Annotated in this window: 19 protein-coding genes and 1 pseudogene; 12 read left to right on the top strand and 8 right to left on the bottom strand. The window is 66.9% G+C overall.

Annotated elements, in window-relative coordinates; genetic code table 11:
* The first annotated feature begins 27 nt into the window (after positions 1-27).
* Genes OP497_RS08655 through trpC form a run of 3 tightly spaced genes read left to right on the top strand, consistent with a single transcriptional unit; the run spans position 28 to position 2,498 of the window.
* Positions 28-615 carry an aminodeoxychorismate/anthranilate synthase component II gene (locus OP497_RS08655; protein WP_280547799.1) on the top strand — a complete coding sequence of 196 codons (588 nt, stop codon included), beginning with the start codon at positions 28-30 and terminating at the stop codon, positions 613-615.
* 48 nt (positions 616-663) lie between these two features.
* Positions 664-1,683 carry an anthranilate phosphoribosyltransferase gene (gene trpD / locus OP497_RS08650; RefSeq protein WP_280547798.1) on the top strand — a complete coding sequence of 340 codons (1,020 nt, stop codon included), beginning with the start codon at positions 664-666 and terminating at the stop codon, positions 1,681-1,683.
* 8 nt (positions 1,684-1,691) lie between these two features.
* A complete protein-coding gene (gene trpC, locus OP497_RS08645) occupies positions 1,692-2,498 on the top strand; it encodes an indole-3-glycerol phosphate synthase TrpC (protein WP_280547797.1) in 807 nt (268 codons plus the stop codon).
* A gap of 103 nt (positions 2,499-2,601) precedes the next feature.
* On the opposite strand, the gene OP497_RS08640 is transcribed toward trpC, so the two are convergent.
* From OP497_RS08640 to OP497_RS08625, 4 genes and pseudogenes are all read right to left on the bottom strand, one after another.
* On the bottom strand, positions 2,602-3,081 hold the full coding sequence (locus tag OP497_RS08640; RefSeq protein ID WP_280547796.1) for a hypothetical protein: 480 nt from the start codon (positions 3,079-3,081) through the stop codon (positions 2,602-2,604).
* A 181-nt stretch (positions 3,082-3,262) separates the two neighbouring features.
* A pseudogene (locus tag OP497_RS08635) lies at positions 3,263-3,445 on the bottom strand (hypothetical protein); the annotation flags it as partial.
* A gap of 140 nt (positions 3,446-3,585) precedes the next feature.
* Complete coding sequence (locus tag OP497_RS08630; RefSeq protein WP_280547795.1) at positions 3,586-3,756, bottom strand: hypothetical protein; 171 nt, start codon at positions 3,754-3,756, stop codon at positions 3,586-3,588.
* 27 nt (positions 3,757-3,783) lie between these two features.
* Entirely contained in the window at positions 3,784-7,059 is a 3,276-nt protein-coding gene (locus tag OP497_RS08625) for an FAD-binding and (Fe-S)-binding domain-containing protein (protein ID WP_280547794.1), read from the bottom strand.
* A 222-nt stretch (positions 7,060-7,281) separates the two neighbouring features.
* On the opposite strand from OP497_RS08625, the gene serS reads away from it, so the two are divergent.
* Positions 7,282-8,559, top strand: a complete 1,278-nt coding sequence (gene serS, locus OP497_RS08620; RefSeq protein WP_280547875.1) for a serine--tRNA ligase — start codon at positions 7,282-7,284, stop codon at positions 8,557-8,559.
* Positions 8,560-8,746: 187 nt separating this feature from the next.
* Here the strand turns inward: serS and OP497_RS08615 are convergent, their stop codons facing one another.
* The gene (locus OP497_RS08615) at positions 8,747-9,529 is read right to left on the bottom strand and encodes an SIMPL domain-containing protein (protein WP_280547793.1); all 783 of its coding nucleotides are present in this window, start codon (positions 9,527-9,529) and stop codon (positions 8,747-8,749) included.
* Positions 9,530-9,656: 127 nt separating this feature from the next.
* On the opposite strand from OP497_RS08615, the gene OP497_RS08610 reads away from it, so the two are divergent.
* On the top strand, positions 9,657-10,757 hold the full coding sequence (locus tag OP497_RS08610; protein WP_280547792.1) for an AI-2E family transporter: 1,101 nt from the start codon (positions 9,657-9,659) through the stop codon (positions 10,755-10,757).
* Positions 10,758-10,818: 61 nt separating this feature from the next.
* Here the strand turns inward: OP497_RS08610 and trxA are convergent, their stop codons facing one another.
* On the bottom strand, positions 10,819-11,142 hold the full coding sequence (trxA, locus tag OP497_RS08605; RefSeq protein WP_280547791.1) for a thioredoxin: 324 nt from the start codon (positions 11,140-11,142) through the stop codon (positions 10,819-10,821).
* Between the two features lie 233 nt (positions 11,143-11,375).
* Here trxA and cysB point away from each other — a divergent pair, with 233 nt between their 5' ends.
* Complete coding sequence (gene cysB / locus OP497_RS08600; RefSeq protein ID WP_280547790.1) at positions 11,376-12,347, top strand: HTH-type transcriptional regulator CysB; 972 nt, start codon at positions 11,376-11,378, stop codon at positions 12,345-12,347.
* A gap of 66 nt (positions 12,348-12,413) precedes the next feature.
* On the opposite strand, the gene OP497_RS08595 is transcribed toward cysB, so the two are convergent.
* Positions 12,414-13,034: a phosphoadenosine phosphosulfate reductase family protein gene (locus OP497_RS08595; RefSeq protein ID WP_280547789.1), complete on the bottom strand. Its 621-nt coding sequence runs from the start codon at positions 13,032-13,034 to the stop codon at positions 12,414-12,416.
* A 111-nt stretch (positions 13,035-13,145) separates the two neighbouring features.
* A complete protein-coding gene (gene pabB, locus OP497_RS08590; RefSeq protein ID WP_280547788.1) occupies positions 13,146-14,519 on the bottom strand; it encodes an aminodeoxychorismate synthase component I in 1,374 nt (457 codons plus the stop codon).
* 216 nt (positions 14,520-14,735) lie between these two features.
* Between pabB and OP497_RS08585 the strand changes: the two genes are divergently transcribed.
* The 6 genes from OP497_RS08585 (at position 14,736) to prpD (ending at position 22,986) form a co-directional block, all read left to right on the top strand.
* Entirely contained in the window at positions 14,736-15,452 is a 717-nt protein-coding gene (locus tag OP497_RS08585; protein ID WP_280547787.1) for a GntR family transcriptional regulator, read from the top strand.
* 29 nt (positions 15,453-15,481) lie between these two features.
* Positions 15,482-16,387 (top strand): methylisocitrate lyase, encoded by a 906-nt coding sequence (prpB, locus tag OP497_RS08580; RefSeq protein ID WP_280547786.1) that lies wholly within the window; start codon positions 15,482-15,484, stop codon positions 16,385-16,387.
* 50 nt (positions 16,388-16,437) lie between these two features.
* Positions 16,438-17,565 (top strand): 2-methylcitrate synthase, encoded by a 1,128-nt coding sequence (gene prpC / locus OP497_RS08575; protein WP_280547785.1) that lies wholly within the window; start codon positions 16,438-16,440, stop codon positions 17,563-17,565.
* Between the two features lie 3 nt (positions 17,566-17,568).
* Positions 17,569-20,205 carry a Fe/S-dependent 2-methylisocitrate dehydratase AcnD gene (gene acnD, locus OP497_RS08570; RefSeq protein ID WP_280547784.1) on the top strand — a complete coding sequence of 879 codons (2,637 nt, stop codon included), beginning with the start codon at positions 17,569-17,571 and terminating at the stop codon, positions 20,203-20,205.
* Positions 20,202-21,395 (top strand): 2-methylaconitate cis-trans isomerase PrpF, encoded by a 1,194-nt coding sequence (gene prpF / locus OP497_RS08565; RefSeq protein ID WP_280547783.1) that lies wholly within the window; start codon positions 20,202-20,204, stop codon positions 21,393-21,395. The genes acnD and prpF overlap by 4 nt, the downstream gene beginning before the upstream one ends.
* Positions 21,396-21,504: 109 nt before the next feature.
* Positions 21,505-22,986 (top strand): 2-methylcitrate dehydratase, encoded by a 1,482-nt coding sequence (prpD, locus tag OP497_RS08560; protein WP_280547782.1) that lies wholly within the window; start codon positions 21,505-21,507, stop codon positions 22,984-22,986.
* The last annotated feature ends 651 nt before the right edge of the window (positions 22,987-23,637 follow it).

The raw sequence follows: 23,637 nt of genomic DNA, 5'->3' as shown, positions 1-23,637 counted from the left end.
GGCCGGGCGAGTGCCGGAGAGCGCACCATGTCCGTGCTGATGATCGACAACTACGACAGCTTTACCTTCAACGTGGTCCAGTACCTCGGGGAGTTGGGCGCCGAGGTGGTGACCCACCGCAACGACGCCATTACCCTGGAGGAGATCGAGGCCCTGGCCCCGAGCCACCTGGTGATCTCGCCGGGGCCCTGCACCCCCGACCAGGCCGGCATCTCCATGGCGGCCATCCACCGCTTCGCCGGGCGTATCCCCGTGCTGGGCATCTGCCTGGGGCACCAGGCCATCGGCCAGGTCTATGGCGGCAAGGTGGTCCGCGCGCCCCAGGTGATGCATGGCAAGACCTCGCGGATCCGCCACCTCGGCCAGGGCGTGTTCGGGGGCCTCGAAGACCCGCTGGAGGTGACGCGCTACCATTCGCTGGTGGTGGCACGCGAGGGCCTGCCCGACTGCCTCGAGGTTACCGCCTGGTGCGACGACGACGATGTCACCCCGGGGCTGATCATGGGGCTGCGCCACCGTGAGCTGGATGTCGAGGGCGTACAGTTCCATCCCGAGTCGATCCTGACTCGCCAGGGCCACGAGCTGCTGGCCAACTTTCTCAAACGTCATGTCTAGGCGCCGCTGAGCCGAGCCTGAGTCGAGGCTGATTAGAGGATAGTGATTATGCAGATGCGAGAGGCCATCGGTGCGGTGATGCGCCGTGAGAACCTGAACTTCGCCGAGACCCACGAGGTGATGCGCCAGATCATGACCGGCGCGGCCAGCGATCCCCAGATCGCCGCCTTCCTGGTGGGCATGGCCATGAAGGGCGAGACCGCCGAGGAGATCAGTGCCGCGGCCCAGGTGATGCGCGAACTGATGAACCCGGTCCGGCTGCAGGCCGACAACGTGGTCGACATCGTCGGCACCGGCGGCGATGGCGCCAATCTGTTCAACGTCTCCACCGCGGCGAGCTTCGTGGTCGCCGCGGGCGGGGCGCACGTGGCGAAGCACGGCAACCGCGGGGTCTCCTCCTCGTCGGGCAGTGCCGACCTCTTCGCCGTGGCGGGCATCAACCTGAACCTGGATGCCGAGCAGGTGGGCCGCTGCATCGAGCAGGTGGGCGTGGGCTTCATGTTCGCTCCCAACCATCACCCGGCGATGCGCTATGCCGTGGGCCCGCGTCGCGAGATGGGGGTGCGCACCCTGTTCAATATCCTGGGGCCGCTGACCAATCCCGCTGGCGCCCCCAACCAGGTGCTGGGGGTCTATGCCCCCGAGCTGGTGCCGCTGATGGCCGAGGTGCTCCGGCGCCTGGGCAGCGAGCACGTGCTGGTGGTGCATGCCGAGGATGGCCTCGACGAGATCTCGCTGGCGCAGCCGACCCTGGTCGCCGAACTGAAGGACGGCGAGATCCGCGAGTACACCATCACCCCCGAGGACTTTGGCATCGAACGCCACTCTCTGGATCCGCTACGGGTCAAGACCGCCGAGGACAGCCTGCGACTGGTCGAGCAGGCCCTGGTGGGCGAGGGGCCGGCGGCGGACATCGTGGCGCTAAACGCCGGCGCGGCCCTCTACGTCTCGGGCGTGTCCGACAGCCTCGCGGAGGGCGTGGCCATGGCCCAGGACGCCCAGGCCTCCAAGTTGCCGCTCGAGAAACTCAGGGAGCTCGCCAACTTCACCCGCGTGTTCACCCAGTGAGGCCCGACATGACCGATCCCCGTTCCCTGCCCACCATCCTCGGGCGCATCCTGGCCCGCAAGGAGGAGGAGGTCGCCGAACGCCGCCGTGTCGTCTCCGAGCAGGAACTGCTGCGCCTGGGCGCCGAGCAAGCCGCGCCGCGGGGCTTCGTCGCCGCCCTCGACCGCGCCATCCAGGCCGGCGATCCGGCGGTGATCGCCGAGATCAAGAAGGCCTCGCCCTCCAGGGGGGTGATCCGCGAGGACTTTCGCCCCAGCGAGATCGCCGCGAGCTATGCCGAGGGCGGTGCGGCCTGCCTCTCGGTGCTCACCGATGCCGACTTCTTCCAGGGCCACGAGGATTACCTGATCGAGGCGCGCGAGGCCTGCGACCTGCCGGTGATCCGCAAGGACTTCATCACCCACGGTTACCAGGTTAGCGAGGCGCGCGCCCTCGGCGCCGACTGCATCCTGCTGATCGTCGCCGCCCTCGACGATGCCCGGATGGCGGACCTGCATCGCCAGGCCGTGGAACTGGGCATGGACGTGCTGGTGGAGGTGCACGACGCCCGGGAGCTCGACCGGGCGCTCAAGCTCGACCTCGACCTGGTGGGGATCAACAACCGCGACCTGCACACCTTCAATACCCGGCTCGGGACCACCCTGGAGCTGCTGCCGCGCATTCCCGCCAGCGTCAGCGTGGTCACCGAGTCCGGCATCCATACCCGCGACGACGTGCTGCGCATGCGCGAGCATGACGTCAACGCCTTCCTGGTCGGCGAGGCCTTCATGCGCGAGGCGGAGCCGGGCGAGGCGTTGCGGCGGCTGTTTTTCTGATCCTCCTGCGCAAGCGGCAGCGGGCAGCCTTCGGGTTGCCCGTTGTGGTTTCCGGCATCGGGCGTGGCTCAGAAGGCGGGAGAGTCCGGGTAGACCAGGCTGATCAGGCGCTCCCCCGGCTGGGGTTCGAGGGGGACTGGTCGCTGGCGACGCGGATCTGCTCCTGGACATCGATGCAGAACAGCGGCAGCAGGCGACGCGCATGGGTCGCGACATCGGCGTCGACGTCGAAGGCCTCGTTCAATCGCGTGGTTCTCACCTCCGCCCCCTGGGCCACCAGGCTCGCCAGCTTGTGCCAGGTCACCTGCTCGCCGAACAGGCGGGGCAGCTCGGCCAGTTGCCGGGGCCGCTCCCTCTCGGCGTCGCGCTCCCCGTCGATCTCCAGCTGGAAGACCTTGCCATGACCCAGTCTCCCCTCGAAGTGCAGGGCGGTCAGGTCGTTCTGTTCGCGATAGGGGGAGAGGGGCAGGAAGTGCCCCAGGCCGGTTATCTCCAGGTGCTCCTGGGCATGTGCCGAGGTCGGGTTGCCGAAATAGGTCGGCAGGCCGGCCATGCGCGCCTCCTCCAGGGCATCTACGATCATGGTCGCAGAGGCGCACGGCGAAGCCCGCCTCCTGAAGGGCCTGGCCCACGGTGCGTGCGACCGGGTTGGCGCCGAGGATCAGGAACCCCCTGGGCGGCGGGGTGGTGACGCCGAGCGCGTCGGCGATGGGGCGGGAGAGCAGGCTCTGGATCACTACCGTGGCGATGATCACCATGAAGGTCACCGGCACCAGCATCTCGGCCCCCTCGAGCCCTTGGGCCTCGAGCTTGAAGGCGAACAGCGAGGCCACCGCCGCCGCCACGATGCCCCGCGGCGAGATCCAGGCCAGCAGTGCCTTCTCCCGCCAGTCGAGCCCGCTGCCCGCGGTGCAGAGCCACACGGTCAGCGGTCGCGCCACCAGCATCAGTACCCCCAGGTAGGCCCAGGCCGGCCAGCCCAGCAGGGCCAGCTATCGAGGTCGAGCCGCGTGTCAACCCCGAATAGAAATGTCCGCGTTCTACCGATCTAAGATGTCCGGTCGTTACCGATGGATGGCCAGTCCGATCAGTTCTCGGCCTCGGCTGCTTCCTCCTGGTCAGCGGTGGGTTGTGGCTCCATCTGTGGGCGCTGGTTGAGCAGGCCCGCCTTGCGCTTATCCTTGAGCCGCCAGGCGAGCCACTGGCAGGCGAGGGAGAGGAGACCGATGCCGGTGAGCAGGACGGCGGGGCTTTCCATGGCGAGCTTCCTGGCGAGGGGGCGGCGCTAGCGGCTCTGCTTGAGCACCGCCAGCAGGGCCTGCAGCGGATGGGACAGGCCCTGGTCCGAGAACCGCGCCACCTGGCTGCGGCAGGAGTAGCCGGTGGCCAGCAGGCGGCCGGCGTTGCTGTTCTCCTCCACCACCGGCTGCCACGACTGGGCGTAGATGGTCCGGGAGGTCTCACGGTTGCGCGCCTCGTGGCCGTAGGTGCCCGACATGCCGCAGCAGCCGGTGGCGACGAGCTCCAGCTCCAGGCCGAAGGCGGCGAACAGCTGCTGCCACGCCTTGGGGCTGCCCGGGGCGTTGGTCGTCTCGGTGCAGTGGGAGAGCAGCCGGTAGCCGGGATCCTCGACGTCGAGCCCCGCGGGAGCCAACCGGGCCGCCCGCGTCACCAGCCACTCCTGCAGCATCAGCACCTCGGGCACGGCGTCCGGCCCCAGCGCCTTCACGTACTCCTGGCGATAGGTCAGGGTCATGGCCGGGTCGATGCCCACCAGCGGCACGCCGAACTCCGCCAGGGTCCTGAGGCGTCTGGCCTGCTTCTCGGCGGTGCGCGCGAAGGCCCCCAGGAAGCCCTGGACATCGAGCGGCTTGCCGTTGGGCGAGTAGGGCGCGACGAAGACCCGCATGTCCAGGCGCGAGAGCAGCTCGACGATGTCCATCACCAGCCTGGCCTCGAAGTGGCTGGTGAAGGCGTCCTGGACGAGCACCACGCTGCGCGCTTTCTGCGCCTCGGTGAGCAGGCCGAGCGACATCGGCGTGGCCTGTGCCACGCCCCAGGCGGCCAGCTGCTTCTTCAGGCTGGCGCGGGAGAGCCGCGGGCTGTCCACCAGGCCGAGCGGGCCGGCCAGCAGCCGGTCGACCAGGCGGTTGCCCAGGGCGGCGTTGTAGAGCGGCGCCACCCGGGCAAGCGTCGGCACCAGGAACTCCATGCCGCCCACCAGGTAGTCGCGCGGCGGGCGCAGGTAGCGGCCGTGGTAGACCTCCAGGAAGCGCGAGCGGGAGTCCGGGACATTGACCTTCACCGGGCACTGGCCGGCGCAGGACTTGCACGCCAGACACCCCGCCATGGCGTCGTACACTTCGTGGGAGAAGTCCTTCTCGCCGCGCCGCCTGGCCAGGGTATTCCTGAGCCGCAGCGGGAAGTCCTTGACGAAGCCCCAGGCCCCCTCGGCCTTCTTCTTCCTCGACTCTTCGACCAGGTCGATGCCGGCCTCACCCTGCAGCCGCAGCCACTCGCGGATCAGGCTGGCGCGCCCCTTGGGAGAGTGGATGCGGTCGCGGGTGGCCTTCCAGGAGGGGCACATGGCGTCATTGGGGTCGTAGTTGTAGCAGGCGCCGTTGCCGTTGCAGTAGACGGTGGCCGCGTGGGCCTGCCAGACCCGCTCGTCGATCTGGCGGTCGAACTGGCCGCGAGTGGGCACGCCGTCGATGGTCAGCAGGTTGGGGTCCACCCACTTGACGGCTTCCTCCTGAACAGAGGGGCCTGTTGTAGTGGCAGACCCCGCGGCCTCGGACGGGAGAGTCTTTCCCTCGGCTTCGGGTGCGCTCCCCACGGGTTCGGGTGGGGTGGACAAGGAAAGTGGCGAGGCGATCTTGCCGGGATTGAGCTGGTTGTGGGGATCGAAGGCCGCCTTGACCCGCTGCAGGCTGGGATAGAGCTCGCCGAAGAAGGCGGGGGAGTACTCCGAGCGCACGCCCTTGCCGTGCTCGCCCCACAGCAGGCCGTGGTGCTTCTGCGTCAGTGCGGCCACCTCGTCTGAGACCTCGCGGATCAGCCGCTCCTGGGCCGGGTCCTTCATGTCGATGGCCGGGCGCACGTGTAATACGCCGGCATCCACGTGGCCGAACATCCCGTAGGCGAGGCCCCGGGCGTCGAGGGCGGCACGGAACTCGGCGATGTAGTCCGCCAGGTGCTCCGGCGGGACGGCGGTGTCCTCGACGAAGGGGATGGGGCGCTTCTCGCCCTTGGCGTTGCCCAGCAGGCCCACGGCACGCTTGCGCATCCCGTATACCCGCTTGATGGCATCGCGCCCCTCGGCCAGCGTATAGCCCAGGCGGGGCACGCTCGCATCGGCCTCCAGGTGGCGGCAGAAGGCCTCGACGCGCTCGGCCAAGCGCGCAGGGTCGTCGTCGTTGAACTCGATCAGGTTGATGCCGTGTACCGGCGTCTCGCCCGAGGGAAAGAATTCCGCCACGCTGTCCCAGACGAAGTCCTCCATGGCCAGCATCAGCACGGTGTCGTCCACCGTCTCGATGGAGGTGGGCTGCGCCCGTGGCTGGGCTGATGGAGCGTCAAGCGCCTGCGGCTGGTCTTGTGGCGCCCGTGGCTGACCTTGTGGAGAGGAGCCCATCAGCGCCTTGGCATCGCGCAGGGCGTCCATGAAGCCGGCGTAGCGCACGTTGACCAGGGTCGAGTGCTTGGGGATCGGCAGCACGTTGAGCACCGCCTCGTCGAGCAGGCCCAGCGAGCCCTCCGAGCCGCACAGCAGGCTGTTGATGTCGAGGCGGCCTTCCGCGTTTCTCAGATGCGCCAGGTCGTAGCCGGTCAGGCAGCGGTTGAGCGGCGGGAAGGTGGCCTCGATCAGCTCGCCCTGGGTGTCGATGATCTCCCGTGCGGTGCGCAAGACCGCCCCGGTGATGTCCTGGCGCTCGCACTGGCGCCCGAGCTCGGCGTCTTCCAGCGGGCGGCTCACCAGCCGCTCGCCGCCCAGCAGCACGGTCTCGAGCTCGAGCACATGGTCGCGGGTCTTGCCGTACTCGCAGCTGCCCTGGCCGCTGGCGTCGGTTGCGATCATGCCGCCGATGGTGGCGCGGTTGGAGGTGGAAAGATCCGGCGCGAAGAAGAGCCCGTGGGGCTTGAGCGCCGCATTGAGCTGGTCCTTGACCACGCCGGCCTGCACTCGTACCCGGCGCTGCTCCACGTCGATGTCGAGGATCGCGTTCATGTGCCGCGAGACGTCCACTACCAGGCCGTCGGTGAGCGACTGGCCGTTGGTGCCGGTGCCGCCGCCGCGGGGGGTGAGGGCCACCTGGCGGTGTTCGTCACGGCCAGCCAGCCGGGCGATGCGCTCGAGGTCGGCGCCGTGCCTGGGGTAGAGCACGGCCTGGGGCAGGCGCTGGTAGATGGAGTTGTCGGTGGCCAGCACCGTGCGGGCGGCATAGTCCGGGGCGATCTCGCCCGTGAAGCCCGCGTCGCGGAGGGCGTCCAGGAAGCGCAGGTAGGGGGCGGCGAGGCCCTCGATGCGGCGCGAGTCGGCGGTATCCAGTCGTGCGATCATGGCGCTCTTGTCTGGGGAGGAGAGAGTGGCGCCACTTTACCGCGAGAGGGCGGTGTCGCGCATCCTGCCCCGGGGTGATCACCACTGGGCTGGCGTCGACACGGTGGCGCGTGGCGCCGCTGAGGCCTTTTGCCTACAATGGTTGCCCTATTTGCCGATGCCATCGCCGGCGATCCCGGCTTTGGCGATTCCCGACTTCACGACTGCAACGGACTGGATGCCATGCTCGACCCCAAACTGCTGCGCAGCGACCTCGACGTTGTCGCCCAACGACTGGCCAAGCGGGGCTTCGTCCTCGATACCGACCGTCTCGAGGCACTGGAGTCCCGGCGGCGCGAGCTGCAGGCCCAGACCGAGTCCCTGCAGAACGAGCGCAATACCCGCTCCAAGGCGATCGGCAAGGCCAAGGCCCAGGGCGAGGACATCCAGCCGCTGCTCGACGAGATGTCCGACCTGGGCGAGCGCCTGGACGTCGCCAAGGCGCGCCTGGCCGAGGTGCAGGCCGAATGGGACGAGGTGGTCAGCGGCCTGCCCAACCTGCCCCACCAGAGCGTGCCGGTGGGCGAGAGCGAGGAGGAGAACGTCGAGCTCCACCGCTGGGGGACGCCCCGCGAGTTCGACTTCGCGGTGCGCGACCATGTCGACCTGGGGGCGCTCAAGGGCCATCTGGACTTCGACCTGGCGGCCAAGCTGACCGGGGCCCGCTTCGCGGTGATGCGCGGCCCCATCGCTCGGCTGCATCGGGCGCTGACCCAGTTCATGCTCGACAAGCAGACCCTCGAGCATGGCTATGAGGAGTGCTATGTCCCTTATATGGTCAATGAGGCGTCGCTGTACGGCACCGGCCAGCTGCCCAAGTTCGGCGAGGACCTGTTTCGCCTCGACGACGAGCGCGGTTATCACCTGATCCCCACCGCCGAGGTGCCGCTGACCAACTTCGCGCGTGATGAGATCCTCGACCACCGGGCGCTGCCGATGAAGCTCACCGCCCATACGCCCTGCTTTCGCAGCGAGGCGGGCTCCCACGGCCGCGACACCCGCGGGATGATCCGCCAGCACCAGTTCGACAAGGTTGAGATGGTGCAGCTGGTCGACCCGGCCACCAGCTACGAGGCGCTGGAGGAGATGCGCGGCCACGCCGAGGCGATCCTCCAGGCGTTGGAACTGCCCTATCGGGTGGTGACCCTGTGCACCGGCGACATGGGCTTCGGGGCGGCCAAGACCTATGACCTGGAGGTGTGGTTGCCCAGCCAGGACACCTACCGCGAGATCTCCTCGGTCTCCAACTGCGAGGCGTTCCAGGCGCGGCGCATGCAGGCGCGCTTTCGCCACCCCGAGCAGAAGAAACCGCAGCTGCTGCATACCCTCAACGGCTCCGGCCTGGCGGTGGGGCGTTGCCTGCTGGCGGTGATGGAGAATCACCAGAGGGCCGATGGCTCGATCAGCGTGCCCGAGGCGCTGCGCCCCTACATGGGCGGGGTCGACACCATCAACGCTTGACCCGGCTTCGCCGGGCCAGGAGCTTGAAGCTGTAAGAGCGCCGCTTCGCGGCTGGAAGCTTGAAGAAAAACCGTGACCCTTTAGGCGCTGGACTTATGCTGCCTTCCAGCTTCCAGCTTCCAGCTTCCAGCTTCCAGCTTCCAGCTTCCAGCTTCCAGCTTCCAGCTTCCAGCTTCCAGCTTACGGCTTACGGCTTTATTTTCCAGCTGACGCTGACGCCTGCCTCGATGGTGATGGTGCCGGGACGGTACTCGGCCTGTGGCAGGCTCTCCCGGGCGTCGGCGCTCATGGCCATCATCCGCGGCTGGAAGATCGGTGAGCGGGTCTCGCTCACGGCGATTACCTCACCCAGGTCGATGCCCAGTGTCTCGGCCATCAGGGTGGCCTTGTGGCGGGCCTTCTCCAGCGCCTTGACCAGTGCCTCGTCGGTGGCGGCGTCGCGGTCGGCCAGGTCATAGCTCACGCCGTCCAGGGCATCCACGCCGGCCTTGGTCAGGGCATCGAGTAGCCTGGGCAGTCGCTCGAGGTCATCGAGCTGGAGGTGAATCGGGCGCTCGAGGCGGGTGCGCACCAGCATCTCGCGCTCGTCCTGCGCGCGCCGCTCGCCAGGCAGGTGCTCGGGTTGCACGTTCAGGGAGCCGGCACGGATCGCCTCGCGCTCCACTCCCGCCTCTTCCAGAGCGAGAATCAGGCCGGCGGCACGGGCTTCCAGCCTGTCGCGGGCCTCGCGCAGGGCATCCGGGGCGTTCACGGGCGCCTCGCGCTGGGCGATGGCCGGCGTATATTCCCACAGGCGGGCACTGAACGTGGCGCGATCCGGCACTACCTGCAGTTCGGCCTCGGCCTGGACCTCCAGGCGGCTGGGCGTCTCCGCGGCGAGGGCGCGGGGCAGCATCGGCGGCGAAGCCGCGACCATCAGCGCGGCCAGGGCCGGCACGAGCAGCGGGCGGAAGGGGCGGGCAATCGGCATGGCTCTCTCCTTGTCGCTTAGCGAACACCACGGCTTCGAGCCCGCGGGTCGGGGATGGTTCCCGACCTTTGCAATTGCCTCTCGTCCCGGCATCATGAATGAATCTTCAACGGTCGTGAGTCTGGGTATGCCCCCTCCCCAAGACAGTGAGCAGAGTACCATCCCCCTCAACCTGACCCTGGCACTGGCCGCCCTGGTGGTGATCATCGCGGGCATGCGGGTGGGCTCCAGCCTGCTGGTGCCGCTGCTGCTGGCGCTCTTCATCGCGGTCGTCTGCACCGCGCCCGTGCACTGGCTGCAACGCCTCGGGCTGAGCGCGCGGCTGGCCGTATGGCTGACGCTAGTGGTGATCGGTGGCTTCCTCTCGCTGCTCGGCCTGCTGCTGGTCAACAGTTTCGGCACCTTCATCGATGCCCTGCCGGGCATCGAGCAGAAGCTCTACCAGTACTATCTGGGACTCCTCGACGGGCTGTCCGGGCTGGGGCTCGCCATCGACACCAATCGGCTGGCCGAGCTGCTGGATTCCGAGCAGTTCGGCAGCTGGATACCCACGCTGCTCGGCGAGGTCGGCAACCTGATGATGCAGAGCGTCGTGGTGGCCCTGCTGGTGATGTTCCTGCTATTCGAGACGCTCAATTTTCGCGAGAAGGTCTCTCGTGCCCTGGCCAACCCGGCGCCGAGCCTGCGCCGCTTCAGCGAATTCAGCCTCACCCTGAAGCGCTACCTGGCCGTCAAGACACTGGTCAGCCTGGTGACAGGGGCGCTGATCTGGCTGGCCTGCAAGCTGCTGGGGGTGGACTTTCCGCTGCTGTGGGCGGTACTGGCCTTTGCGCTGAACTATATTCCCAACATCGGTTCGGCCATCGCGGCGGTGCCGCCGGTATTGCTGCTGCTGGTCTCGCCGGACGGCGGCGTGTTTGACGCCCTGATGCTCGCTGCGGCCTACCTGGGGGTCAACTTCGTGATGGGCAACATCCTCGAGCCGCGAGTGATGGGCCGGGCCCTGGGGCTATCGACCTTCGTGGCCTTCCTGTCGCTGGTGGTGTGGGGCTGGATTTTCGGGGCGGTGGGGATGTTGCTTTCGGTGGTGCTGACCATGACCCTGAAGATCGCCCTGGACAGCCATCCCGAGACTCGCTGGATCGCCCATCTGCTGGGGCCGGGGGACGGGGCGCCGGTCAAGCGGGCCGACCGTCCGATCTCGGAGCGTGACGAGGACGCGGAGTAGGGGGCATGAAACGACATTGCCCCGGCCATGGCCGGGGCAAATGGGGCTGCGGGTCTCGGGATCAGGCGTTCTGGTCGATGAACTGGCTCAGCTGTGACTTCGATTGGGCGCCGACCAGGGAGGCGACCTTGGTGCCGGACTTGAACAGCATCACGGTCGGCACGCCGCGCACACCCTGCTCGGCGGCGATCTCAGGGGCATCGTCCACGTTGATGCTGACGACCTTGAGGTTGCCGTTGCGCTCCTCGGCGACCTCGTCGACCACCGGTGCCATCACCTTGCAGGGACCACACCAGGGGGCCCAGAACTTCAGCAGGACCGGCGTGCCGGCCTTGAGGACTTCCTGCTCGAAGTTGGCATTGGTGACATCGACGTTGTTAGCCATGTGATTCTCCAGTTTCGTTGCGCTGCATCGAGCGGATGGGGTGACATGCAGGGCATGCCCGGCCGGACGATGTTAGCGGCCGACCGAAGTGCTGGCAAATCCCCGCTGTGTGACAGAACGCAGGAAAGCGGTTGCACCCGCCCGGCCAGGCTATGCTATAAAATGATCATGAGTAATTTTCTTATGTCTTGCGGGTATTTTAAAACCCCCATGATACGCGAGGGAGGGCGGCCATGAAGCTCCAGCAGCTGCGCTACATCTGGGAGGTGTCGCGCCACAACCTCAACGTCTCGGCCACTGCCCAGAGTCTCTTTACTTCCCAGCCGGGCATCTCCAAGCAGGTCCGCCTGCTCGAGGACGAGCTCGGTGTCGAGATCTTCGCCCGCAGCGGCAAGCACCTGACCCGCGTGACTCCTGCGGGGCAGGCGATCATCGAGCTGGCTGGGCAGGTGCTGAGGCTCGCCGAGAACATCAAGGAGGTCGCCCAGGAGCACAGCGACGAGCGTCGCGGCAGCCTGGCGATCGCCACCACCCACACCCAGGCGCGCTATGCGCTGCCGCCGGTGATCCGCGACTTCACCCAGAAGTATCCCGACGTGGCGCTGCACATGCAGCAGGGCACGCCCAAGCAGATCGCCCAGATGGTCAGCGATGGCCAGGCCGACTTCGCCATCGCCACCGAGTCCCTCGAACTCTTCAACGACCTGGTGCTGCTGCCCTGCTATCGCTGGAACCGCTGCGTGCTGGTGCCCCAGGGGCATCCGCTGGCCGAGATGGAGACCCTGACGCTGGATGCGCTGGCGGCCTACCCGCTGGTCACCTACGTGTTCGGTTTCACCGGGCGCTCCCAGCTCGACGATGCCTTCCGTGCCCGGGGGCTGACGCCCAACGTGGTGCTCACCGCGGCCGATGCCGATGTCATCAAGACCTACGTGCGTCTGGGAATGGGGGTCGGCATCGTCGCCCACATGGCCGTGGATGCCGAGCACGACACCGACCTGGTGGCGGTGGAGGCCGCTCACCTCTTTGCGAGTTCCACCACCAAGATCGGGATCCGCCGCGGCACCTTCATGCGCGGCTACATGTACGACTTCCTGGAAGGCTTTGCCGGCCATCTGACACGGGACCTGGTTGATGCGGCCCTTGCCGCCGGTCCGCGTCACGAGGAGCCCCTCTTTACGGATATCGCGCTGCCCTCGCGCTGAGCGGTGGCTCTCTTCTCCGTCCTTGCCTGTCGCGGGCTGTCCGCCCGCGACGTCATCCCCTGGGCGTCAATGCTGCAGGTGCAGGCCGCACTCGCGCTTCTCCTCGACCTTGGTGGGGTCGAAGTAGTCGAAGTTGTTGGGCAGGTCATGGGCCTGCAGGTACTGATAGAGGTCGCGGGCCGTCCAGTGCAGCAGGGGCGAGACCTTCAGCAGGCCGTCCTCGTTGCGGCTCACCGGTGTCATGCGGGCCCGCTCGGGGGTGTCCTCGGCACGCAGGGCGGTGAACCAGACGTCCGGTGCCATCTCGCGCAGGGCGCGCTCGAAGGGTTCGAGCTTCACCTCCCGGGTGAAGACCGCGTGGCGAGGATCCTCGATCCCCGGCGCGGGGCCTTCCAGTGCCTCGCGATGGGCGCGCGAGCGCCGTGGCAGGTAGCTCACCAGGTTGAGGTCCAGGCGCTGGATCAGCTCATCGGCGAAGCGATAGGTGGCCTCGGTATTGTAGCCACTGTCCATCCACACGATCGGGATATCCGGCTGCTGGTGCGTGACCATGTGCAGGATCACGGCCTCGAAGGGGCGGAAGTTGGTCGTGCAGATCGGCCGTTGCCCCTGATCCAGCGCCCAGCGGATCAGGGCCTCGGGGTCGTTGCCGAGCTCCCGGTTGATGACGTCGAGTTGCGGCTCCATGAGGGGCTCCCGGGCAGGTGGTCTTTGAGTATGGGGCTACCCTAGCAGAGCCGACGAGACCTTCCCCAATATCGATTCATTGGATATCTATTCTTTCATGAAGTAAGACGCTTATTTTTTATTCCATAAAGCATCATGGCTGGTCGCCATCAGGGCCCACATCAGGTGGCGGATCTTGTCCAGGGTCTCGGTGTACTCGTCCTCGCCCCGCGAGTCGGCGACCAGGCCGCCTCCGCCCCAGAGGTGCAGCTCTCCGCCCTCAGCCACCACGCTGCGAATGGCGATGGAGGTGTCCATCTGTCCGCGCACGTCCACATAGCCGAGGCTGCCGCAGTAGGCGCTGCGACGGCTGGGTTCCAGCTCGTCGATGATCTGCATGGCCCGCACCTTGGGTGCGCCGGTGATGGAGCCGCCGGGGAAGGCGGCGGCCAGCAGATCCATGGGCCGCCGGCCGGCCTCCAGTTCGCCGACGATCACGCTGACCAGGTGGTGCACGTTGGCGTAGCTCTCCAGGCCGCAAAGCTGTGGTACCCGCACGCTACCGGGCCGGCAGACCCGGCCCAGGTCATTGCGGAGCAGGTCGGTGATCATCACGTTCTCGGCCCGATCCTTGAGACTCGCGCCCAGCTCCCCGGCCAGCCGACGGTCCTCCTCGGGGGTCGCGCCGCGTGGTCGCGTGCCCTTGATCGGGCGGGTCTCGACCCGGCCCTCCCGGCAGCGCAGGAAGCGTTCCGGCGAGAGCGAGAGGATCGCCTTGTCGTCCCACGCCAGGTAGCCGGCGAAGGGGGTGGGCGTGGCGTCGCGCAGGCTGCGGTAGGCCGCCCAGAGGTCACCCTCGAAAGGGGCACTGAAGCGCTGGGCCAGATTGATCTGGTAGCAGTCGCCGGCACGGATGTAGTCCTGAACGGCGGCAAAGCGTGCCAGGTAGTCGTCGCGGCTGAGCTCGGCGGTGAAGGGCGCGGTGAGGCGGAAGCCCGCCGTCGGACGCGCCGGTGTGTCCAGCCACTCGAGCACCTGATGGCGGCGTGAGGCGCTACCCACCAGCCAGCTCTGCCGGCGGTCGTGGTCCTGGATCAGTGCCCAGTCATAGAGGCCGACCCGGCTGGCCGGCAGCGTGACCGCCTGCCGGGCCTGTCCGGTCACCGGCTCGAGACGCTTTCCCAGATCGTAGCTCCAGTAGCCGATCAGCCCGCCGAGAAACGGCAGCCGGCTGTCCGGCACATCGTCGGGCAGCCGGTCGAGCAGCGCCTGTTGGGCGGCGAAGGGGGAGAGTCCCGCCAGCGCCGGGTCACCCCGCACGCGCCCGGCGGCGTCGACCTCGAGCAGTTCGAGGGGATCGCAGCTGAGGATGTCATAGCGGCCACCCGGCGCCGTCGGGCGACCGCTGTCGAGCAGCACGGCACCGGGCCTGTCGCGCAGGGCCGCGAAGTAGCCCAGCGGATCCTCGCGGTAGGGCAGGGGGGTGATCTCGATCGGTGGTGTCATCACGTCGCCTTCCCGGAACAGGCGCCCCATTCTAGGCGTCGAGGTCCCGCTTGTCCGCTACCGGCGGATCTCCACGCACGATCATTGTCGACATTGATGGGCGCGTGCGTCGGGTTGTCTACAACCAAAGGTTAACCCCTTCCGTCCTGCCGGCCTGTTGACCCCGGGGGAGGCAATGTCTACAGTTCCTTCATCATTTTATTGTCGACAATTGCCATGAACTCAGTCGCACCGGAACAGGCCACGCCCCCCGAAGTCCGCACCCTGGCGGAACGGGTCTTTCAGCAGCTGCAGGATGCCATTGTCAGGGGCGAGCTGGCACCGGGCAGCAAGATCACCGAGCCGGGGTTGTCCCGGGCCTACGGGATCTCCCGCGGGCCACTCAGAGAGGCCATGCGCCGACTGGAAGCGCACCGCTTGATCGAACGGGTCCCCCATGTCGGGGCGCGGGTGGTCAAGCTCTCCATGAAGGAGCTGCTCGAGCTCTTCGATGTGCGCGAAGCCTTGGAGAGCATGGCGGCACGCCTTGCCGCCGAGCACATGACCGCCGGGGAGATCGTCGGGCTGCGTGAGGTGCTGGCCATGCACGAGCGCCAGGCCGACCTGCGCCGCGGCGAGGCCTACTACCAACGCGAGGGTGACCTGGACTTCCACTACCGCATCGTCCAGGGCAGCCACAACAAGATGCTGATGGGCATGCTCTGCGATGACCTCTACTACCTGGTGCGGCTCTACCGTACCCAGTTCAGTGCCAGCGGGTCGCGCCCCCAGCGCGCCTTCGTCGAACACCACCGCATCGTCGATGCCATCGAGGCCGGCGACACTGAGCTGGCGGAGCTGCTGATGCGCCGCCACGTCAGTGCGTCCCGGTCCAACGTCGTCGAGCGCTATGCGGCATCCCTTGAGCTGCAGGACAGCGAGACGCCCGCCTGAGGCGCTCAAACAACATACGGAGACCTTCCATGATGCAACCGACCCCCGGCGCTCGCTTCCGCGCCGCTCTCGAGGCCCACCGCCCGCTGCCCATCGTCGGCACCATCAATGCCTACACCGCCATGATGGCCGAACGGGTGGGCCACCAGGCCATCTACCTCTCCGGCGGCGGCGTGGCCAACGCCTCTTTCGGCCTGCCGGACCTCGGCATGACCACCATGAACGACGTGGTCGAGGATGCCCACCGCATCTGCGGTGCCACCGACCTGCCGCTGTTGGTGGACATCGACACCGGCTGGGGCGGCGCCTTCAACATCGCCCGCACCGTCAAGGAGATGCAGCGCGCCGGCGTGGCCGCCGTCCACCTGGAAGATCAGGTGGCCCAGAAGCGTTGTGGCCATCGTCCCAACAAGGCGATCGTCTCCCAGGAGGAGATGGCCGACCGCGTCAAGGCCGCCGCGGATGCGCGCCTCGACCCGGAATTCTATTTGATCGCGCGTACCGACGCCTTCCAGAAGGATGGCCTGGATGCCGCCATCGAGCGGGCCAACGCCTGCATCGAGGCCGGGGCCGATGCCATCTTCGCCGAGGCCGTGCACACCCTCGATGACTATCGCGCCTTCTGCGCGCGGGTCGACGCCCCGATCCTGGCCAACATCACCGAGTTCGGCGCCACGCCGTTGTTCACCCAGCAGGAGCTGGGTGAGGTCGGATGCCGCATGGTTCTCTACCCGCTGTCCGCCTTCCGCGCCATGAATGCCGCTGCCCTCAAGGTCTACCAGAGCATCCACGACCAGGGGCACCAGAAAGACGTGGTCGACCTCATGCAGACCCGCGACGAGCTCTACGACTTCCTCAACTATCACGACTTCGAGCGCAAGCTCGACACCTTGTTTGCAGAGAGTAAGTTCGCGGAGAAGGGCGGCGAGGCCTAACGCGGCCCGGCCGTCAACCCGACAAGAATCGATTCACAAGGAGATACCACATGGCAGACAAACCCGTCAGCAGCAGCGGCCTGCGCGGTCAGAGTGCCGGTACTACCGCTCTGTGCACCGTCGGCAAGACCGGCTCGGGCCTGACCTATCGCGGCTTCGACGTCAAGGAGTTGGCCGAGAAGGCGCGCTTCGAGGAGGTGGCCTACCTGCTGCTCAAGGGCAAGTTGCCCAACCAGGCCGAGCTCGATGCCTACGTCGCCAGGCTCAAGGGCCTGCGTGGCCTGCCCGACGCGCTCAAGACCGTGCTCGAGCAGATTCCCAAGGACGCGCACCCCATGGACGTGATGCGCACCGGCGCCTCCATGCTGGGTAACCTCGAGACCGAGCAGAGCTTCGATGAGCAGCAGGACGTCTCCGACCGCCTGCTGGCCGTGCTGCCGTCGATCATCTGCTACTGGTATCGCTTCAGCCACGATGGCGTGCGCATCGAGACCGAGACCGATGACGAGTCGGTCGGTGGGCACTTCCTGCATCTGCTGCGCGACGAGCCGGCCTCCGAGCTGCATGCCCGGGTGATGAACGTCTCGCTGATCCTCTACGCCGAGCACGAGTTCAACGCCTCGACCTTCACGGCTCGCGTCTGTGCCTCGACCCTGTCCGACATGCACTCCTGCGTGACCGGCGCCATCGGCTCGCTGCGCGGTCCCCTGCATGGCGGCGCCAACGAGGCGGCCATGGCGATGATCGAGGACTGGCAGTCGCCGGAGGAGGCCGAGCGCGAGATCATGGGCATGCTCGAGCGCAAGGACAAGATCATGGGCTTCGGCCATGCGATCTACCGCGAGTCCGACCCGCGCAACGCCATCATCAAGCACTGGTCGAAGCAGCTCGCCGAGGACGTGGGCGACAGCGTGCTCTACCCGGTCTCCGAGCGCGTCGAAGAAGTGATGTGGCGCGAGAAGAAGCTGTTCTGTAACGCCGACTTCTTCCACGCCAGCGCCTATTACTTCATGGATATTCCCACCAAGCTGTTCACCCCGATCTTCGTCTGTTCGCGGGTTACCGGCTGGTGTGCGCATGTCTTCGAGCAGCGTGCCAACAACCGCATCATCCGCCCGAGCGCCGACTACATCGGTCCGGAGAAGAGCGAGTGGGTGCCTATCGAGCAGCGTGACTGAGCCATGAATACCGACTACCGTAAACCGCTCCCAGGCACCGAGCTGGACTACTTCGACGTGCGTGCCGCCGTCGAGGAGATTCGGCCTGGTGCCTACGACACCCTTCCCTATACCTCGCGGGTGCTGGCCGAGCAGCTGGTGCGCCGCTGTGAGCCCGAGCTGCTCACCGACGCGCTCAAGCAGCTGATCGAGCGCCGCCGTGATCTGGACTTTCCCTGGTATCCGGCGCGGGTCGTGTGCCATGACATCCTCGGCCAGACGGCACTCGTCGACTTGGCTGGCCTGCGCGACGCCATCGCCGAGCAGGGCGGCGACCCCGCCAAGGTTAACCCGGTGGTGCCGACACAGCTGATCGTCGACCACTCCCTGGCCGTGGAGCATGCCGGCTTCGAGGCGGACGCCTTCGACAAGAACCGCGCCATCGAGGATCGCCGCAACGAGGATCGCTTCCACTTCATCGAGTGGACCAAGACCGCCTTCGAGAACGTCGATGTCATCCCCGCCGGCAACGGCATCATGCACCAGATCAACCTGGAGAAGATGTCGCCGGTGGTGCAGGCGCGCGACGGCGTGGCCTTCCCCGACACCTGCGTAGGTACCGACAGCCATACCCCGCATATCGACTGCCTGGGCGTGATCGCCATCGGAGTCGGCGGCCTCGAGGCCGAGACCGTGATGCTGGGGCGCCCCTCCATGATGCGCCTGCCCGATATCGTCGGCGTGGAGCTGACCGGCAAGCCCAAGCCCGGCATCACCGCCACCGATATCGTATTGGCGATCACCGAGTTCCTGCGCCGCGAGCGCGTGGTGGGGGCGTATCTGGAGTTCTTCGGCGAGGGGGCCAAGAGCCTGACCATTGGCGACCGCGCCACCATCTCCAACATGACCCCGGAGTATGGCGCCTCGGCGGCGATGTTCTATATCGACGAGCAGACCATCGACTACCTGACGCTGACCGGCCGCGAGCCGGAGCAGGTGGAGCTGGTCGAGACCTACGCCAGGCAGACCGGCCTGTGGGCCGACAGCCTGACACAGGCCCAGTACGAGCGGGTGCTGACCTTCGACCTTTCCAGCGTGGAGCGTAACCTGGCGGGCCCCTCCAGCCCGCACCGTCGCCTGCCTACCAGCGCCCTTGCCGAGCGCGGCATCGCCGTACCCTCATATAAGGACAACGCCAAGGTCCAGGCGGAGGAGCAGGAAGGCAAGATGCCCGATGGCGCGGTGATCATCGCCGCCATCACCAGCTGCACCAACACCTCCAACCCGCGCAACGTGGTAGGCGCCGCCCTGCTGGCCAAGAAGGCCAACGAACTGGGCCTGACGCGCAAGCCCTGGGTGAAGTCCTCCTTCGCGCCGGGATCGAAAGTCGCGCGTCTCTATCTGGAAGAGGCTGGCCTGCTCGCCGAGCTGGAAAAGCTTGGCTTCGGCATCGTTGCCTACGCCTGCACCACCTGTAATGGCATGTCCGGCGCCCTGGATCCCGAGATTCAGCAGGAGATCATCGACCGCGACCTCTATTCCACCGCGGTGCTCTCCGGCAACCGCAACTTCGACGGCCGCATCCACCCCCACGCCAAACAGGCTTTCCTGGCCTCGCCGCCGCTGGTGGTCGCCTATGCCATCGCCGGTACCGTGCGCTTCGACATCGAGAAGGACGTGCTGGGCACCGATCACAACGGCAACCCGGTGACGCTCAAGGACCTGTGGCCCTCCGACGAGGCGATCGATGCCATCGTTGCCGAGCACGTCAGGCCCGAGCAGTTCAAGCAGGTCTACATTCCCATGTTCGACCTGGACGCCTTCGAGAAGGCCGAGAGCCCGCTCTATGACTGGCGTCCGCAGAGCACCTACATTCGCCGCCCGCCGTACTGGGAAGGCAACATGGCGGCCGTGCGTGCGCTGAAGGGCATGCGGCCGCTAGCGATCTTGCCGGACAACATCACCACCGACCATCTGTCCCCGTCCAACGCCATCATGTTGGACAGCGCGGCGGGCGAGTACCTGCACAAGATGGGCCTGCCGGAGGAGGACTTCAACTCCTACGCCACCCATCGCGGCGACCATCTCACTGCTCTGCGGGCTACTCTCGCCAACCCCAAGCTCTTCAACGAGATGGTCCGTGACGAGAGCGGTGAGGTCAGGCAGGGCTCGCTGGCGCGCATCGAGCCGGAAGGCGAGGTGACCCGCATGTGGGAGGCCATCGAGACCTATATGGAGCGCGGCCAGCCCTTGATCGTCATCGCCGGCGCCGACTACGGCCAGGGCTCCTCCCGTGACTGGGCGGCCAAGGGCGTGGCGCTGGCCGGGGTCGAGGCGATCGTCGCCGAGGGCTTCGAGCGTATCCACCGCACCAACCTGATCGGTATGGGTGTGATGCCGCTGCAGTTCAAGGAGGGCACCACCCGCCACACCCTGCAGCTGGACGGCACCGAGACCTACGACGTGGAGGGCGCTGCGTCGCCGGGCGCGACCCTCGAGCTGGTGATCCACCGCAAGACCGGCGAGGTCGACCGCGTGCCGGTCACTTGTCGCCTGGATACCGCCGAGGAGGTCTCCATCTACACGGCCGGCGGCGTGTTGCAGCGCTTCGCCCAGGACTTCCTGGAAGGTGTAGAGAGTGAGGAGGTGGCGGGAGCATGAGCCAGGTTCCTCAGACGCATCGTTCACAAATCAGGATTCCCGCCACCTATATGCGTGGCGGCACCAGCAAGGGCGTCTTCTTCAAGCTTACGGATCTGCCGGCCGCCGCCCAGGTACCCGGCGAGGCTCGTGATCGCCTGCTGATGCGGGTGATCGGCAGCCCCGACCCCTATCAGAAGCAGATAGATGGCATGGGGGGGGCGACATCGAGTACCAGCAAGACGGTGATCCTGAGCCGGAGCGAGAGTCCCGACCACGATGTGGACTACCTGTTCGGCCAGGTCTCCATTGACAAGCCCTTCGTCGACTGGAGCGGCAACTGCGGCAACCTCTCCGCAGCGGTGGGGCCCTTCGCGATCAGTAATGGCCTGGTGGACCCGGCGCGCATTCCGGCGAACGGCGAGGCCGAGGTGCGCATCTGGCAGGCCAATATCGGCAAGACCATCGTCTCGCGGGTGCCCATCACCGATGGCCAGGTGCAGGAGACCGGCGACTTCGAGCTGGACGGGGTGACCTTTCCGGCCGCCGAGGTGCCGGTGGCCTTCAAGGACCCGGCGGACGGCGAGGGTGCCATCTTCCCCACCGGCAACCTGGTGGATGACCTGGAGGTGCCGGGCGTGGGCACCCTCAAGGCGACCATGATCAACGCGGGTATCCCGACCGTCTTCCTGAATGCCGCCGAACTCGGCTATACCGGGAGCGAATTGCAGGAGGCGATCAACGGCGACGCCAAGGCGCTGGAGAGGTTCGAGACCATCCGCGCCCACGGGGCGGTGAAGATGGGGCTGATCGCCGACGTCAGCGAGGCCGCGGCTCGCCAGCATACCCCCAAGGTGGCCTTCGTCGCGCCGCCGGCCGACTACCTCGCCTCCAGCGGCAAGCAGGTCAAAGCTCAGGAGATCGACCTGCTGGTGCGGGCGCTCTCCATGGGCAAGCTACACCACGCCATGATGGGCACCGCGGCGGTGGCCATTGCCTCGGCAGCCGCCATCGAGGGCACCCTGGTCAACCTGGCCGCCGGCGGCGGCAAGCGCAACGCCGTCACCTTCGGCCATCCCTCGGGCAGCCTGCGGGTCGGCGCCGAGGCGAGCCTGGTGGAGGGGCGCTGGGTGATCGACCAGGCGGTGATGAGCCGCAGCGCCCGGGTGCTGATGGAGGGCTGGGTCCGGGTGCCGGGCGATAGCGTCTAACGCCTTCGCTGTGCATCGTTCTGTCGAGGGAAAAGACGCCCCGGGTCGCAGGACCCGGGGCGTCTCCTATAGTGGAGGGTAGCTTGCGATGACACGACAGGAGAAGAACATGAGCACTGTGGAAGCCAATGTGCGGCCGGACTACGACGTCGAGCTGCAGAAGATCGCCGACTATGTCCTTGGCTTCACGATCGAGAGCAGCGAGGCGCTGGATACCGCCCGCCATTGCCTGATGGACACCCTGGGGTGCGGCCTGCTGGCGCTGCGCTTCCCGGAGTGCACCAAGCACCTTGGGCCGCTGGTCGAGGGCACCGTGGTGCCCCATGGCGCCCGCGTGCCAGGGACCTCGTTTCGGCTGGATCCCGTCAAGGCGGCCTGGGATATCGGGGCCATCATCCGCTGGCTCGACTACAATGATACCTGGCTCGCCGCCGAGTGGGGTCACCCCTCCGACAACCTGGGGGGAATCCTGGCCATTGCCGACCACCTCTCCCAGAAGCGTCTGGCCCAGGGCGAGTCGCCGCTGACCATGCGCGAGGTGCTGGAGGCCATGATCATGGCCCACGAGATTCAGGGCGTCCTGGCGCTGGACAACTCCTTCAACCGCGTCGGTCTCGATCACGTGGTGCTGGTCAAGGTGGCGTCCACCGCGGTGGTGGCCAAGCTGATGGGCGCCGATCGTGAGCAGCTGCTCTCGGCGCTCTCCCATGCCTGGGTCGACGGCCAGAGCCTGCGCACCTACCGTCATGCTCCCAATGCCGGCTCGCGCAAGAGCTGGGCCGCCGGGGATGCCACGTCACGCGCGGTGCGTCTCGCCGATATCGCCATGCGCGGCGAGATGGGCATCCCCGGGGTGCTCTCCGCTCCGCAGTGGGGGTTCTACGACATCCTCTTCAGTCATACCAACCGGGATCTGGCCCTCAAGCCGGAAGCACAGCGCAAGTTCACCTTCCAGCGCGAACTCGGCAGCTACGTGATGGAGAACATCCTCTTCAAGATCTCCTTTCCCGCCGAGTTCCACGCCCAGACGGCCTGCGAGGCCGCCGTCACCCTGCACCCCGAGGTCAGGGGCCGGCTGGAGGAGATCGACCGCATCGTGTTGACGACCCACGACTCGGCGATACGCATCATCTCCAAGTCGGGCAGCCTGGCCAATCCCGCCGACCGTGATCATTGCCTGCAGTACATGACCGCCGTGCCGCTGATCTTCGGCAGCCTGACCGCCGAGCACTACGAGGACGAGTTCCACGAGGCGAACCCGCGCATCGATGCGTTGCGCGGCAAGATGGAGGTGGTCGAGGATGAGGCCTACTCGCGGGACTACTACGACCCTGAGAAGCGCTCCATCGCCAATGCCATCCAGGTCTTCTTCAAGGACGGCAGTGCCACGGAAAAGGTCGAGGTCGACTACCCGGTGGGCCATCGCCGCCGTCGGGCCGAGGGGATTCCGCTGCTGGTCGACAAGTTCCGGCGCAACCTGGCGACTCGTTTCCCGGCGGGCCGCTGCGAGCAGATCGTCGCGCTGTGCGGGGAGCAGGTGCGCCTGGAGCGTACCCCGGTCAACCGTTTCGTCGATCTCTTCGTGATCTGAGTTCCTGCGCGTCCCGTCGCCGTCCGCCGCCATCCACGCATCAGGGGGTGCTCTCCCGGGGAGGGCCCCGTCCTCGGGCACGCCCTCTGGGCCCGTGGGAAACACGCCGGCGAGTGACATGGCGTGCGGCGCAATGCTGAGCTATATTTTTCTGACGTACAGGGGTTGCGTGTTCCGGCCGCAGATCGTAAAGTACGCATCCGCTGCCGGCAACGGGCAACGTTTCAGGCGGTGATAAGTGGCAGAAGTGCTTGTTTCCATTTGGGTTTTTCGAAGAAGTTCTGGAAATTCCCGCTTGACGAACTCGCCGCATTCGGTAGAATGCCCGCCACTCGTGACAGAGGCCCGCTAAGGGCTCTATCGGCCGCCATCTTGATGGCACGATGATCGCCCAGGACGCTTCTTCGGAACGCCTCGCAGGGTTGACACCGACAGCCGATCACGTAGAATACGCCTTCCTCGCAGGGCGCCGACGAGACCGCCGCTTCATCGGAAGCAGCCGGGCACGACGGCAACAGCGAGACGCTCCGCGCTTTCTTCATTCGAGCCCGGAGCCGCTCTTTAACAATCGATCAGGTAATTCATGTGGGCGCTTGTCGGGATGTTGGTGACCAGTCACTGAAACATTCAAGGCAAGCGACTCGTCAAGGA

The organism is Halomonas sp. 11-S5 (assembly GCF_029889825.1).
In the GTDB taxonomy this organism is placed as follows: domain Bacteria; phylum Pseudomonadota; class Gammaproteobacteria; order Pseudomonadales; family Halomonadaceae; genus Halomonas.
This window is presented reverse-complemented; position numbering and strand designations above follow the sequence as displayed.

Excerpts from the sequence above, each read along its gene's own strand:
- prpB (WP_280547786.1), top strand. The coding sequence starts at position 15,482 with ATGATGCAACCGACCCCCGGCGCTCGCTTCCGCGCCGCTCTCGAGGCC.
- serS (WP_280547875.1), top strand. The coding sequence starts at position 7,282 with ATGCTCGACCCCAAACTGCTGCGCAGCGACCTCGACGTTGTCGCCCAA.
- cysB (WP_280547790.1), top strand. The coding sequence starts at position 11,376 with ATGAAGCTCCAGCAGCTGCGCTACATCTGGGAGGTGTCGCGCCACAAC.
- OP497_RS08615 (WP_280547793.1), bottom strand. The coding sequence starts at position 9,529 with ATGCCGATTGCCCGCCCCTTCCGCCCGCTGCTCGTGCCGGCCCTGGCC.
- prpF (WP_280547783.1), top strand. The coding sequence starts at position 20,202 with ATGAGCCAGGTTCCTCAGACGCATCGTTCACAAATCAGGATTCCCGCC.
- OP497_RS08585 (WP_280547787.1), top strand. The coding sequence starts at position 14,736 with ATGAACTCAGTCGCACCGGAACAGGCCACGCCCCCCGAAGTCCGCACC.
- OP497_RS08625 (WP_280547794.1), bottom strand. The coding sequence starts at position 7,059 with ATGATCGCACGACTGGATACCGCCGACTCGCGCCGCATCGAGGGCCTC.
- prpD (WP_280547782.1), top strand. The coding sequence starts at position 21,505 with ATGAGCACTGTGGAAGCCAATGTGCGGCCGGACTACGACGTCGAGCTG.
- OP497_RS08595 (WP_280547789.1), bottom strand. The coding sequence starts at position 13,034 with ATGGAGCCGCAACTCGACGTCATCAACCGGGAGCTCGGCAACGACCCC.
- trxA (WP_280547791.1), bottom strand. The coding sequence starts at position 11,142 with ATGGCTAACAACGTCGATGTCACCAATGCCAACTTCGAGCAGGAAGTC.
- OP497_RS08655 (WP_280547799.1), top strand. The coding sequence starts at position 28 with ATGTCCGTGCTGATGATCGACAACTACGACAGCTTTACCTTCAACGTG.
- OP497_RS08640 (WP_280547796.1), bottom strand. The coding sequence starts at position 3,081 with ATGATCGTAGATGCCCTGGAGGAGGCGCGCATGGCCGGCCTGCCGACC.
- OP497_RS08630 (WP_280547795.1), bottom strand. The coding sequence starts at position 3,756 with ATGGAAAGCCCCGCCGTCCTGCTCACCGGCATCGGTCTCCTCTCCCTC.
- acnD (WP_280547784.1), top strand. The coding sequence starts at position 17,569 with ATGAATACCGACTACCGTAAACCGCTCCCAGGCACCGAGCTGGACTAC.
- OP497_RS08610 (WP_280547792.1), top strand. The coding sequence starts at position 9,657 with ATGCCCCCTCCCCAAGACAGTGAGCAGAGTACCATCCCCCTCAACCTG.
- trpC (WP_280547797.1), top strand. The coding sequence starts at position 1,692 with ATGACCGATCCCCGTTCCCTGCCCACCATCCTCGGGCGCATCCTGGCC.
- pabB (WP_280547788.1), bottom strand. The coding sequence starts at position 14,519 with ATGACACCACCGATCGAGATCACCCCCCTGCCCTACCGCGAGGATCCG.
- trpD (WP_280547798.1), top strand. The coding sequence starts at position 664 with ATGCAGATGCGAGAGGCCATCGGTGCGGTGATGCGCCGTGAGAACCTG.
- prpC (WP_280547785.1), top strand. The coding sequence starts at position 16,438 with ATGGCAGACAAACCCGTCAGCAGCAGCGGCCTGCGCGGTCAGAGTGCC.